At 39.7% G+C, this 13,980-nt stretch carries 11 protein-coding genes and 1 pseudogene; 4 read left to right on the plus strand and 8 right to left on the minus strand.

The window, feature by feature from the left end; translation table 11 throughout:
* Positions 1-103: 103 nt before the first annotated feature.
* Genes M1F56_RS06845 through M1F56_RS06855 form a run of 3 tightly spaced genes read right to left on the minus strand, consistent with a single transcriptional unit; the run spans position 104 to position 3,201 of the window.
* Positions 104-1,363, minus strand: a complete 1,260-nt coding sequence (locus tag M1F56_RS06845; protein WP_247917276.1) for an ABC transporter permease — start codon at positions 1,361-1,363, stop codon at positions 104-106.
* A gap of 1 nt (position 1,364) precedes the next feature.
* Positions 1,365-2,066 (minus strand): ABC transporter ATP-binding protein, encoded by a 702-nt coding sequence (locus M1F56_RS06850; RefSeq protein ID WP_247917277.1) that lies wholly within the window; start codon positions 2,064-2,066, stop codon positions 1,365-1,367.
* On the minus strand, positions 2,050-3,201 hold the full coding sequence (locus M1F56_RS06855; RefSeq protein ID WP_247917278.1) for an efflux RND transporter periplasmic adaptor subunit: 1,152 nt from the start codon (positions 3,199-3,201) through the stop codon (positions 2,050-2,052). The genes M1F56_RS06850 and M1F56_RS06855 overlap by 17 nt, the downstream gene beginning before the upstream one ends.
* A 267-nt stretch (positions 3,202-3,468) precedes the next feature.
* On the opposite strand from M1F56_RS06855, the gene gor reads away from it, so the two are divergent.
* Both gor and M1F56_RS06865 read left to right on the plus strand, forming a co-directional pair.
* Entirely contained in the window at positions 3,469-4,815 is a 1,347-nt protein-coding gene (gene gor, locus M1F56_RS06860) for a glutathione-disulfide reductase (protein WP_247917279.1), read from the plus strand.
* 143 nt (positions 4,816-4,958) lie between these two features.
* Positions 4,959-5,495: a biotin transporter BioY gene (locus M1F56_RS06865; protein WP_084938456.1), complete on the plus strand. Its 537-nt coding sequence runs from the start codon at positions 4,959-4,961 to the stop codon at positions 5,493-5,495.
* An 86-nt stretch (positions 5,496-5,581) separates the two neighbouring features.
* On the opposite strand, the pseudogene M1F56_RS06870 reads toward M1F56_RS06865, so the two are convergent.
* Positions 5,582-10,376: pseudogene (locus M1F56_RS06870) on the minus strand (Cna B-type domain-containing protein).
* A gap of 729 nt (positions 10,377-11,105) precedes the next feature.
* Between M1F56_RS06870 and M1F56_RS06875 the strand changes: the two are divergent.
* Positions 11,106-11,681, plus strand: coding sequence for a TetR/AcrR family transcriptional regulator (locus tag M1F56_RS06875; RefSeq protein WP_247917280.1), 576 nt, complete (start codon positions 11,106-11,108; stop codon positions 11,679-11,681).
* A gap of 17 nt (positions 11,682-11,698) precedes the next feature.
* Here the strand turns inward: M1F56_RS06875 and M1F56_RS06880 are convergent, their stop codons facing one another.
* On the minus strand, positions 11,699-11,917 hold the full coding sequence (locus M1F56_RS06880; protein WP_084920649.1) for a YdbC family protein: 219 nt from the start codon (positions 11,915-11,917) through the stop codon (positions 11,699-11,701).
* A gap of 97 nt (positions 11,918-12,014) precedes the next feature.
* On the opposite strand from M1F56_RS06880, the gene M1F56_RS06885 reads away from it, so the two are divergent.
* Complete coding sequence (locus M1F56_RS06885) at positions 12,015-12,335, plus strand: hypothetical protein (RefSeq protein WP_247917281.1); 321 nt, start codon at positions 12,015-12,017, stop codon at positions 12,333-12,335.
* Between the two features lie 27 nt (positions 12,336-12,362).
* Here the strand turns inward: M1F56_RS06885 and M1F56_RS06890 are convergent, their stop codons facing one another.
* The 3 genes from M1F56_RS06890 to rimM are packed head-to-tail and all read right to left on the minus strand — an operon-like array spanning position 12,363 to position 13,940.
* Positions 12,363-12,701 carry an ATP cone domain-containing protein gene (locus M1F56_RS06890; protein WP_001196045.1) on the minus strand — a complete coding sequence of 113 codons (339 nt, stop codon included), beginning with the start codon at positions 12,699-12,701 and terminating at the stop codon, positions 12,363-12,365.
* 11 nt (positions 12,702-12,712) lie between these two features.
* Complete coding sequence (trmD, locus tag M1F56_RS06895; protein WP_025172349.1) at positions 12,713-13,432, minus strand: tRNA (guanosine(37)-N1)-methyltransferase TrmD; 720 nt, start codon at positions 13,430-13,432, stop codon at positions 12,713-12,715.
* Positions 13,422-13,940, minus strand: coding sequence for a ribosome maturation factor RimM (gene rimM, locus M1F56_RS06900; protein WP_247917282.1), 519 nt, complete (start codon positions 13,938-13,940; stop codon positions 13,422-13,424). The genes trmD and rimM overlap by 11 nt, the downstream gene beginning before the upstream one ends.
* Between the last annotated feature and the right edge of the window lie 40 nt (positions 13,941-13,980).

Here is a 13,980-nt window from a genome sequence, read left to right on the forward strand (position 1 = left end):
TTTCTAACACTTCATTATATCATATTTTTAGTGATTTTCGATAGGAAAATCCATACGAAAACGAGACAGACAAATGTCCATCTTGTTTTTTCTGCTCTATATCTTATTCATAACGAAGGGCTTCAATCGGATCAAGCTTAGAGGCTTTATTGGCTGGTAAGACACCAAATATCATACCAACGCTGGCTGATACAGCCAAACTAAAGAGAGCGATTGGGAGGGAAACCCCAACTTCGATACCTGCAATCATGTTTTGAAGCAATACTCCAGCTAACATGGTCATTCCAGCAGCAATCCCAAGACCGATGACACCACCTAGCAAGGTCAAAATCATGGATTCAATCAAAAACTGTACTAAGATATTAGCCCGTGTAGCTCCTAGAGCCTTCCGCAGACCAATCTCACGTGTACGTTCAGTCACCGAGACCAGCATGATATTCATGACACCTGTTCCTCCAACAAAAAGAGAGATACCTGCAATGGCACTGATAATTGTTGTCATAAAACCAAATAGTTGTTGTACCTCTTGGAAGGCGGCAGTGGCGTCCGCAACTTGGTACTCCCCTTGCTGAAGACCTGCAATCTCAGTCAGTTTTCGAGCTAACTCTGGACCCAAGGTTTGTGTTAGGCTAGTGTCATTGACACGAAAGACGATGTTCGAGATTTCATCAGTATTAAAATTGGCTGCGAGAGAGATATTGGTCGTAATTGGAAGACCACCAATCCCAAAGGCTTTAGCAGTTTTAGCTTCAGTACTTGTATATACTCCAATAACTCGATAATGAAAGTTATTAACTGAAATTATCTGATTAAGAGCTGCCTGTGGTGAGTCAAAAAGACTTTTAGCCAGTTCTTCATCGAGTAAGATCACACTTGCAAAGTCTCTGTAATCTTGTTCTCTTAGACTCCTACCAGCAATTATTTCATTTTCAGTGGCAGTCATATAAGTCATATTACCGCCTGTTAAACTAGCCTGCTCAACTTTTTTATCTTTATAAGTCAGAGTAACATTTATACTATTAGTCACAAAGTAACTAACTACACCTTTTAGTTTAGCGGCTTCCTTAACCCATGCTTCCTGTGTTTTGGGTGGGACAACATAAGCTGTATCCTCTCTACCAGATAGTGTTAGAGAAGATTGTTTTTGGGTAAAAGAGCCATCCTTACTTTTAATAGGCGAGAAGAAGACCTGAATATTTTTCTGAGATTTGGTCATATTTTTATTGACCTGACGAGACATAGAGTCTCCCAGAGCCATGATAACAACGACTGAAGATACTCCTATAATAATCCCAATCATCGTCAAAAATGAACGCATCTTGTGTGCCATAATCGATGAAAAGGCAAATTTTAGATTTTCCATCTCAATGCCCCTCCCCTTCTAAATGCCCACTATCAGATGCAATAATCCCATCACGAAGTACAATCTGACGTTTTGCATAAGCTGCAATCTCAGGCTCATGCGTGACCATAATAATGGTTCTTCCTTCTTCATTTAACTCCACCAAAAGTTCCATGATTTGGCTTCCTGTCCTTGTATCCAAAGCCCCAGTTGGTTCATCTGCCAGAATAATCGAAGGATTGTTGACAAGGGCACGGGCAATGGCTACCCGTTGTTTTTGCCCACCAGATAATTCCGAAGGCAAGTGGTGACTTCTATCAGTCAAGTCTACCTTTTTCAAATAGGTCTCTGCCAATTTACGGCGTTTGGAAGCTGAAACTCCAGCATATATTAAAGGCAATTCAACATTTTGAAGGGCATCTAGTTTAGACAAAAGAAAGAATTGTTGAAAGACAAAACCAATCTCTTTATTACGGACTTTGGCCAACTGCTTTTCATCCAATCGAGCCACTTCCTGCCCCTCTAAGTAATACTCACCACTAGTTGGTGTGTCCAACATTCCAATAGTATTCATTAGAGTAGATTTTCCAGAACCAGACGGTCCCATAATAGCAACAAACTCTCCCTCATTCACTTCTAAGTTGATATTTTTCAAAACCTGAAGTTCCTGATCTCCATTTCGATAACTCCTACAGATATTTTTTAGACTAATTAGTTTCTTCATCAGCCTTCACCTCTTTTCCTTCTTCCAAGGAAGTTGTTGGATTACTGATGACTTTAGCCCCATTTGTCAAGCCAGAAGTGATTTCCTGGTTTTCTGCGTCAGCATTTCCTAGGCTAACTTCGATTTTCTTAGCCTTATTCTCTTCGTCAACAACCCAGACATAGTTTTTACCTTCTTCTTCTACGATGCTGGTTAATGGTACGAGAAGAGATGTACTGTCGCTCTTAACTTCTACACTAACAGAAAATCCTTGCTTCAACTCACCGATATCACTCGTAATTTCAATAGTGTATGGATATTTAGGGCCAACATTCGATGCACCTGTACCATTGCTTCCATCAGCACCACTCTTTGAATAAGTTGCGATATAGTTGATCTTCCCTGTCCAAGCCTTATCTGGGTAGACCTTAGAAGTGAAGGTCACTTCTTGTCCGACTGAAAGCTTGGCAAGATTGTACTCAGATAATTCACCTTTAACTTGCAAATTTTCATTGCTCACTATATGAACTATCACTTTGCTATTACCCGCAGAAGATTTGGAAAGATCACGATTCACCTCTACAACTGTTCCTTCTATCGTGCTTAAAATAGTTGTCGCATCTAATTGAGCCTTTGCTTTTTTAACTTGAGCCTCTGCATCTGCACGATTATCACGTGCATCCTTAATTTGAGAATCAAGGGAAGATACTGTGCTAGCATCTGAACCACCATATTCTTCAGAGTAAGTAAGGGCTTTGCTTCGAGATTCCTTTAATTCACTAATATGACGATCAATCTTTGCTACTGCACGATTGGCAGCATCATATGCTGCCTGAGCATCGGAACTATTGTATTTTACTAATGCTTGTCCTTTTTCGACCTTATCTCCAACAGAGACTAAAATTTCTTCAATCTCACCCATACTTGCGTCAAAATATACATACTGTTCATTTTTTACAGTAACAGTTCCAGATAAAAGAATAGATGAAGCAACTGTTCCTTCTTTGGCAGTCACCAAATGAGAGGTCGTATCTTTAACAGTAGCCTGAGAGGGCTGTCTAAATAGCAAAATACCCGCTGCACTGATTATAATAATACTTGCAGCACCAATAGCTGTGTATAGTTGCCATTTTTTAGTTTTCTTATTCCCCTTCATCACAAAACTCCTATTTTATTTTCAATACAAAGACTATTATATCAAATTTATCCACTATGAACAATGATTGTATAGCGAGAAAAGAGAAATATTCAGGAAATGGGCCTTATTTTCATTTAATTTATGCAGAATTGTACTAGTAACATCATACACCTTATTTCTATATTTAGCAAGTGATTTCTGCGATTTCTTTAGAGCGTAGCAGATTTTTGCATTCAAATAGTAAAAACGATAGAATATGACTATCAAAGCTATAAGGAGTTTTCTATGAGAGAATATGATATCATTGCCATCGGTGGAGGGAGCGGTGGCATTGCCACTATGAACCGCGCTGGCGAACACGGTGCTAAAGCAGCTGTTATCGAGGAGAAAAAATTAGGTGGAACTTGTGTCAACGTTGGCTGTGTTCCTAAGAAAATCATGTGGTATGGAGCGCAAATCGCTGAAAGCTTCCACCACTACGGTCCTGACTATGGTTTTACAAGTTCAGATGTTCAATTTGATTTCGCAAAACTTCGTCAAAATCGTGAAGCCTACATCGATCGTGCCCGCTCGTCTTATGATGGAAGTTTCAAGCGCAACGGTGTTGATTTGATTGAAGGTCGTGCTCATTTCGTTGATTCCCACACCGTCAGCGTTAATGGTGAATTGATTCGTGCCAAACATATCGTGATTGCGACTGGCGCTCGTCCAAACATCCCAACTATTCCTGGAGCTGAACTCGGTGGTAGCTCAGACGATGTCTTTGCTTGGGAGCAGCTTCCTGAATCCGTTGCGATTCTTGGAGCTGGTTATATCGCCGTTGAATTAGCAGGTGTTCTCCACGCACTAGGAGTAAAAACTGATTTGTTTGTCCGTCGCGATCGTCCCTTGCGTAGTTTTGACAGCTACATCGTTGAAGGACTTGTCAATGAAATGGAAAAAACGGGTCTACCTTTGCACACACATAAGGTACCCGTCAAGCTCGAAGAAACAGAGCAAGGCATTACGATTCATTTTGAAGAAGGTTCTAGTCACACTGCAAGCCGAGTTATCTGGGCTACTGGACGCCGTCCAAATGTAGACGGTCTGGAGTTAGAAAAGGCCGGCGTTACACTCAACCAACGTGGATTTATCCAAGTGGATGAGTATCAAAATACAGTTGTAGATGGTATCTATGCACTTGGAGATGTTACTGGTGAGAAAGAACTTACCCCAGTAGCCATCAAGGCAGGACGTACCCTATCTGAACGCCTTTTCAACGGAAAAACAAATGCCAAGATGGACTATACGACTATCCCTACTGTTGTCTTCTCCCACCCAGCAATCGGAACGGTTGGTTTAACCGAGGATCAAGCTATCAAAGAATACGGCCAAGAAAACATCAAAGTCTACAAGTCAAGCTTTGCATCTATGTACTCTGCCGTTACAAATCATCGTCAGGAATCACGCTTCAAACTCATCACCGCCGGTGCTGACGAAAAAGTTGTTGGCCTTCACGGCCTAGGTTACGGAGTGGATGAGATGATTCAAGGATTTGCTGTTGCTATCAAGATGGGAGCAACTAAGGCAGACTTTGATGCTACAGTAGCTATCCACCCAACTGCTTCTGAAGAATTTGTAACCATGCGCTAATTATTGTAAGAGACCTCTTGAGGTCTCTTTTTACTTGCAAAATCGGCTGTCACAAAATTGTTACCTTTGTTTTAAAAATGGGTTGACTTTTCTTTTTGAATTAGTATAATAGTTACTATAATTTTGAAAAGAGGTTAACAGTTTTGAAAAAAGCTCATATCTATGCTATCCCCGCTATCGGTGCTGCTCTCATCGCCGTATTGGCACAAATCAGTCTCCCTATCGGTCCTGTCCCCTTCACTTTGCAAAACTTTGCGATCGGTCTGATTGCCACTGTTTTTAGACCTAGAGAAGCCGTTCTATCTGTAGCTCTCTACCTCCTGCTGGGTGCCATTGGTCTACCTGTCTTTGCAGGGGGAGGTGCGGGATTTCACGTTTTAGTCGGTCCAAGTTCAGGCTATCTTTGGTTTGACCTTGTCTATGCTGGACTTACATCTTATCTCATCCATCAAAATAGTGGCCATATTCGCATTTTCCTAGCCAACCTCTTGGGCGATTCACTCGTCTTTGTCGGAGGTATTCTCAGCCTCCACTTCCTTGCTGGAATGCCATTCGACAAGGCACTCGCTGTTGGTGTCCTTCCCTTTATCCTCCCTGACCTTGGTAAGATCATTGCGATTAGTTTTATTGGTCGCCCTCTACTAGAACGATTGAAAAGCCTTCCATATTTTTCAAGATAAAAGAATAGTCCAGAACAATTGTTCTGGACTATTTCCTTTCCAATTACTTCCTAAGAACTAACTGAAAATCAACTCTCATCTAGAGATTATTTATTTTTACGGCTTACAAAGTACAATCCACCAGTCACTGCCATCAAAGCAAGTCCTGCAACTACTGCTGCGTTAGATGCTTTTTCACCAGTGTTAGGAAGTTGAGGTTTTTGTCCTGGTTTTCCTGGTTCATTTGGTTCACCTGGTGTTGGTTTTTCTGGAATGTATGTATTTGTGATATTGAAGCCTTCTACTTTAGATGTGTAACCTTTAACCGGAACTTCTACTACAGAGTATTTGAATTCTGTACCTTTAGAATCTTTATAACGCTCAAGTTCTGTAAACTCATAAGTCCAACCAGTTGCTTCTGAAGCTATTGCAGTTTTACCAGTATCTTTACCATCCGCAAGAAGTTTCACAGTGATAGAAGATGGACGAGCGTCTTTATGGTTTTCATCACCTTTCCAGATCTTCTTACCTTTTACAGATGTTTTCACTGGTGTGTATTCATTGATAACTGTGTACTTACCATCTTTGTCCGTAGTAACTGTTGAAGTATATTCTTTCACAGCTACTTCTTTGACAGTGTACTTGATTTCTTTACCATTTTCATACTTAGGAAGTTTTTTAGATTCGAACTTCCAGCCAGTTTTTTCTGAAACTTCAATTTCTTGAACAACTTTGTCGCCGTTAAGAATTTGAACTTTCACAGATGTTGTACGTTTGCCGTCTTGGTTGTTGTTATCTTTCCACACCTTAGTTCCTGAGGATAACTGTATCTGGATTGTGAGTGTTAGTCACTACTTGACCAGTCACAGAGGCTTCATAACCAGCTGGTACATCTACTTCCTTGATTGAGTAAGCGATCTCTTTACCAGCTTCGTACTGTGGAAGATTTGTGAAGGATGCTACCCAAGTGTTAGCGTCAGTCTTATCCTTAGCTGTCAAGGTCAATTTCTTACCTTCAACGGCTACTGGATCCGCATTTCCTACTTTTTTATAAAGTTGAACGGTTACGGACTCAGGACGTTTGCCGTCTTGGTTGTTCGCGTCGTTCCATACTTTTGTTACTTTGTAGTCGATTGCTTTAGGAGCATATTTGTTTGTGATGGTAAAGTCTGTAATAGTTGATTCGTATTCTGCTACGGCTTCTTCGGTTACAGTGTATTTGATTTCTTTACCATCTTTATATTTTGCTAATTTCGTGAATTCGACAGTCCAAGTTCCATCTGCGGCTGCTTGAACTTCTTTCGAATCAACTTTCTGACCGTCTGCTAAAAGATTGATTGTAATCTTGGTTGGACGTTTACCGTCTTGGTTGTTCGCGTCATCCCAGTTCTTAGTTGCTTTTACATCAACTGTTTCTGGAGAATAGCTATTTGTGATGGTGAACCCAGATGCAGCGTCACCAGTAACTTCTGGAGCGTAACCAGGAACAGTTACTTCTACTACAGTGTACTGGATAGGTGTGCCACCCTTATCAGCATCAAGGTCTGTGAAGCTTCCAGCCCAACCGTTCGCTTCAGTCAATGTAAGTGTCTTACCTGTATCTTGACCATCTGCAAGCAATTTAACTGTAACAGATGCTGGACGTTTACCATCTTGGTTGTCCTTATCATCCCATTCTTTTTTCACAGAAACTGAAGTTTTGGCTGGTGTGTATTTGTTTGTAAATACAAGATCTTTTGCTTCTTTTGAAGCTGTTGCTTTCAATTCAGTCGCGCTTACTTTTTCAACTGTTACTTCAACTTCTTGAACTGTCTTATCGTAAGTGATTCCTGCTTCAGATCCAGCAACTTCTGAGATGGTGTACTTGTGAGTTCCCACCTGGCTCTCATCATATGAGATTGGTGAGAAGGTCACTGTGCCGTCTGCAGCGTTTGTAACTGTTTCGACAACACTACCGTCTTCTTTCTTCAATTCGAAGCTGTATTTACCTGCTTCAAGGTCTTTACCTTCAAGAACTTTCTTAGCTCCAAGAGTTACACTTGTAGCTCCGGCTGGTGTGTAGACATTGGTGAAGGTTGTGCTATTAGCTGTACCATCACTGCTGTAATCAACAACTGCAGTCAGTTTACCATGACCGTCATCTGTTACAGTTACTTTAGCTGTGACTGTCTTAGAATCGTAGGTAATACCATTTTCAGTTGTACCAGCTTTTACTTCCTTGATAGTGTAAGTATAAGTACCTGCTTCATCGAAGGTCAATTCATGAAACTTAACTTTTCCATCTGCATCATTCTTCGCTGTTTCAACATTACCAGCCTGGTCTGTCAACGTAAATTCGAACTCATTTTCTTGAGCTCCTGTCGTACGACCAGTCAACTGCTTAGTTACTTCAAGAATGACCTTAGCATTAGTTGCTTTATAAGTATTTTTGAATGTCTGAATTCCACCATCGGTAGCTCTATTCACTGCACCAGTAAGTGATGGTGCAAGATTAGAACTAGGTGCTGAAGAGACCAAATTAGCTGACGGAAGTGCCACAGCAGTAATAGGATGATACAATACTGTCGCAACCAGTTTACCTTTTCCATCATCTGTTACACTTACTGTAACTGGTACTGTTCTAACATCGTAAGTCACACCATCGATGGTTTGATCAGCATTCACTTCAACAACAGTAAATTCGTATTCACCCGCTTTATCGAAAGGAATATCTTTGAAGACTACGCGACCAGCTGCATCGTTCTTAGCTCTTTGAACTTCTTGGCCATTTTTGTCTTTCAAGATAAATTCAAATTCTTCGTTTTGAAGAGGTGTTGGACGACCACCCACCAATTCTTTTTTGACTTCAATATCAGCCTTAGTTGGTGAAGTATCATAGGTGTTTGTGACAGTTAAATCAGCTGTTTGATTCGCTGTATAACCATCTACAGCAGTGACAAGATTGCCTTCATCATCAACTTCCATCACACTGTAAGTGTACTTCACGCCGTGCTCATCTGTCGCAGGAAGGTCTGTCCATTCTACAGTTCCATCTGTTTTGGGAACTTCTTTTTGACTAACACCAACTACTTCTTCAATCGCTCCACCTTCTGGCGTACGATAGAGTTTGAAGTAGACAGTTGGACGAATATGTTCCTGACCGCCAACCCAGACTTTCTTAGCCGTCACGTTTGTCTTTGGAACTTCGTAAGTGTTGGTGACTTTGTTGTTTCCGTTATAGGATACAACATAGCTGTTGTCGCCTACTTTGACTTTCTCTCCTTCTTTCAGAGGAAGACCCGTCTGATCTTCAAGTTCTCGAACAGAATAAACTAGCTTGCTTCCATCAACATCACGTTCAGAAAGTTGATTTTTCCACTTATAAGTGTAGACACCGTTCGACACGGTTACTTCAGGGGTGTAGTTCCCAGTAACAGGTTTTGAATCTGCAACAGTTTTTCCTTCTTTGTGCACATACAAACCGAGTTTGACTTTTTTGTAGTCAGTTGCTTTTCCGTTTACCCAAGTCTTGGTTGCTTCAAAGTCAACTGTCACACGTTTGTTAGAGATATTGAGGGGAACACCTTTTCCATCTTTCATCTCAACTTCAAACTCTTGACTATTTACCTGATAGCCTGATTTAGGAGTTTTTTCTTTAACGATATACTGACCATTATTGAGAGCCTTTGAGACAGCTATCCCATCCGCATCTGTTGTAACGGTATCAACCAAATTATTAGTGGTTTTCTCACGGATTTCAAAGACAACGCCTGCCAACTTAACATCTGCATCCGCTTCATCGTATTTTGTGATTTTGATCTTACCAGCAATATCAGCTGTGACTGACGCACCTACAGATTTAACCGTCTTTAAATTAAACGTTGCTTCTGTTCTGGTTCCAATACTACCTCCGTAGTTTTCCCAAATAAGTTGTGGTTGATTATCAATCAAGTACTGCGCTGAGTTACTTATCGTTGAAGTATCTGCTGGTGAGGACGTATCATAAGTTAAAAAAAAGCTCTTTGTACCCATATTAGTCGGCATGAGCAACTCAAATCCTCGTTTCCCGTTGACAAAGGTCAACAAAGCTTTTTTATCTGAGTTAGCCTTGTATACCTCCGGATCGGTTGTGATTTCGTATTCATCACCTAAATGTTTAAGAGCAGATGAATTCGTATTCGTCGTTTCGAATTCCGCTTCATGCATATAGAAAGTACCTTCCACATAGTTAGCAAAGGCTCCCTTTGAAACGTCATCTGTAATCTTCACCACATGTCCAGTCATATCTTTCTTAGCGCGATTAATTTTCATTTGAAAATGTGCTCTCGCCTTATTGTTATCGTTATAACCGTACTTTGTAATAGTTTCTCCAATCACGTCAGTCTGTTCATATTTATTCACTTTATACGTGATGGTCTGTTTTTTACCATCTGGTAAAACATAGGTAACCGTTTTCCCCTCTTTTTTGAGCGTTTCAGTTGCTTCTGCAACAAAGTCCCCACGAATATTTTGCTTGTCCTCCACCTTTTCGTTGAAAGTAAATACCAGCTGATGGTTAGCATTATCCACCTGGACAGTCCCCATTTTGGTATTTGATGTCGAATCAATCAAATCCAGACTACCATCCGTCAAACTCAAGTTATTTGGAGCTTTTACGATAAAGTAATCACCAGGCTTAATCACGTTCGCCTGTACACCAGGGAATGAGAATTCACCTGAATATTTCAATTTCATCGAAGTATCATTTGAACCATGAATTCCTTCAGTCTTGCTTCCTGTAGATGCTATAGTAATCTCCAACTTCTCGACATGGGCCTTATCGGTAACATCAGTTGCAGCATGTGCTTCACCTGTCGGGAAGAATATCAGCAATAGCAAAAGAGGGAATACTAGAAAACCTAGTACTTTCTTTAGTTTATCCATAAAAAATCCTTTCTATTTGATTAAATTTAATTGAGAAGTATGTCACATCTGTTCAGTAGGCAACACCCCTTTCAATTGCTAGATTTACCATAAGACTCTTCCTATGGTAGCTGCGACGGCTACTTGCTATGGCTAGTAATACTGCTCAAAGTAATGATTTAATTTAATCTTTAATAGGATTTCTTACTCACTTATGAATGAAAACTCGCAAAATATCATTCATCTTATTATACCATAACCTCAAGTATTATATTAAGTTTTTATGAATATTCCTCAAAGAAAAAATTTACAGTTTGTCTACTTTCATCATGAAATACATAGTGAGTTCATATTGGTGTTTAAGGTATTTGGATTATAAAAGTTCTCAAACATTATAAATTTCAAGGTATATTATCAACAAAAACATTTTCTAAAATACAATCTAGAATAAGCTCATGGAAGATGGATAGTTTTAAATTATATATTATGCAATACACACTTTGTTCTTTATACATCATTTTAAAGTTTTTATTACATTATTTTTTCTCTTATAGTTTAGCAAAATAGACACTTTTTATATCATTCATTAGGAGAATTGTTGATTCTATGTTATAATTTATCTAGTAATATAAACAATATTAAAATGTTTTATCGCTGTAATTCTTTACCAACAGTTTCTTTTAAGTTGTCAATTTTATCTAATATTTTAATTAATGCCTATTCACAATTTATTTCATAGAAAGGACACTTATGACTAAAGATACTCGAGATTCTATCGTTTCTGCTTTTATATCACTAGCTAAACAAAATCCTCAAAGTAGTTCCTTCACAATGAGTGAAATTGCTAAAAAAGCTGGTATTTCAAGACAAGCGATTTATCAAAAATATTTTCATAACTATGATGATATTATCAAATATATTCACGAACAAGCAGATCAACAAATTTTCCAGATATTTAATAATTATTGTTCAAGAAGGGATGGAAATCCGATTGAGTGTTTTGCAAATTTTGCGATTCCTTTGATCTATGAAAATAGGAATATCATTCGAACACTTTTTATAACTCAAGCAGATCCTGGTTGGAAGGAGTTCCTAAGAGATACTTATTCAAAATGGATTCTAAAGAATGTCCACTACAACAAGGAATTTGATTTTAGTGAAGATGACATGACCTATGTCGTCACAAACATGATTATCACTTTTATTGAAGCTTGGATACGAAAAGAGAACCCTACTCCACCAGAAAAGTTTAAAAAAACGTTTCTCCTATTAACAACAATATCTCTTCGAGACTATATGATTTTACAAGAAAAGGATAGTGAGTAAAATTCACTATCCTTCTCTCATTTCCCGCCTTTAAAGGCATCCACCATTACCTGAAATTCTTCATTTGTAAGAGTAATTCCCTTGCCCATTTTAGTATGATCTGGGCTCCAAGCGCGAATGTCAAACTTTGCAGGGGCTCCATTAAAGCTGACGCGATTGATTTCCTTGGTCCATCCTTTTTCATTTTCAGACAGGGTCAGTAAGTGTTCTTCGATTTCAAATGTAAATTCTGCCATTTTGTTCTCCTTTTAAGTTTTCATTAGATTATTCGAAAAATCTTGTAGTTTTTAGAAAAATTTTATATAATGTGGATATGTAAGGAGGGAGGATTCTATGAGACAGGCATTCCAACTAGTTCTAGATAAACTACATAGTTTTCTCAATGGGAATGATGATCATCCTAAAATCGAGGACAACTCCCTCACTGCTATGATTGAACAAGCCATCCAGAAAAAGACGGCTGTTCATGTGATACTTGCAGAAACAAGTTTTACGGGTGATATTATCAAACACGACGCCAATCGCCAACAAATTATCGTCAAGAATTTTTCAAAAAACGTGACTCGAATCATTCGTATCAGTGATATTAAACGGCTTCGTTTTGTTCCCTCAACCGTACAACAAGCTCAGAAAAGTCTATTTAAGAAAGAGTGAGATGTTCATTGCATCCCACTCTTTTTCTTAACGGATTTGTTCAAAATGAAGATGAACGGCGATATGGTCGCCATAACCACTTCTCTCCAAATCGCGTTGCAAGCGATAAGAGATATAGTGCTCTGCAATGGTAATGTAGCCAGCTCCAAGTAAGCGGTGCTCAACCATTGACTGGATCATGCTGATAGTCGCACGTTCCACTTTTGCTTCTTCCAAGTCCAAAACGACTTTTTTAGTAACTTGAGCTAAGTTTTGACGCAGGTCATCGGTCAAAACATAAACTGTTTGAGCTGCTTTTAGGACAGCTTGGTAAATTTTATCTGGATCAAATTCAGCAATTTCTCCATTACGTTTGATTACTTGCATAAGGTTCTCCTTTATTCTTTGTTTTCTTTGATTTCAGCCAGCATCTTTTCTTCCTCTGCTGTCAGTTGATAGTTTTCTAGCAGGTCAGGTCTGCGCTCGTACGTTTTCTTTAGACTCTCATACAGTCGCCACTGGCGAATTTTTTCATGGTGCCCACTCATGAGCACATCTGGAACCACCATGCCACGATAGTCATAAGGGCGAGTGTACTGAGGATATTCGAGAAGTCCTGAAGAAAAGCTATCGTCCTGGTGACTAGACTCCTTACCAATCACTTCTGGTATCAAGCGCACAGTCGCATCAATCATGGTCATGGCCGCCAATTCTCCTCCAGTCAAGACATAGTCTCCTAGGGAAATCTCATCGGTTACCAGGGTCTTGATGCGCTCGTCATACCCTTCATAGTGACCACAAATAAAGATCAGTTCATCTTCCTGAGCCAAATCCTCAGCGTAAGCTTGATCGAACTGTTTCCCAGCAGGATCAAGAAGAATGACGCGGGGATTTTTCTTTTCAATGGCATCAAAGGCATCGAAAATGGGTTGAGCACGGAGCAACATCCCCTGACCGCCTCCGTAAGGTTCATCGTCCACGTGACGGGCTTTTTCAGCGTATTCTCTGAAATTATGGTAGTGGATATCCAAGAGCCCTTTTTCTCGAGCCTTTCCAACAATCGAGTGCTCCAACGGAGAAAACATCTCAGGAAAGAGGGTTAAAATATCAATCTTCATCGTCTAACCCTTCTAAGATTTCCACTTCGACCCGCTTGTTTGGAATATCAACATTGAGAACTACTGGCGGAATGTAAGGTAAAAGCAAATCTCGCTTGCCTTTTCGCTTGACCACCCAGACATCATTGGCTCCTGGTTGCAGAATCTCCTTGATAGTTCCTATCAAGTTATCTCCCTCGTAAACATCCAAACCGATAATCTCGTGATAATAGAATTCCCCATCGTCTAAGTCGTTCAAATCTTCCTCAGCGACCTTGAGACTATAACCCTTGTACTTTTCAATTGCATTGATATGGTACATGTCTTTGAATTTGATAATGTCAAAATTCTTATGCTTACGGTGGCTAGCGATGATCACTGTTTGAACAAACTGATCTTTTTCATCGAATAAAGCCAGCTCTGCCCCTTTTTTAAATCGTTCTTCTGCAAAATCCGTCACAGACAAGACTCGCATCTCACCCTGTAGACCCTGCGTATTAACGATTTTCCCAACATTAAAGTAGTTCATCTTGTCTCCTGTATCTATTTCTATCCTTTATTTTATCACG

The organism is Streptococcus oralis (assembly GCF_023109005.1).
Taxonomy (GTDB): Bacteria; Bacillota; Bacilli; order Lactobacillales; family Streptococcaceae; genus Streptococcus; species Streptococcus oralis_BU.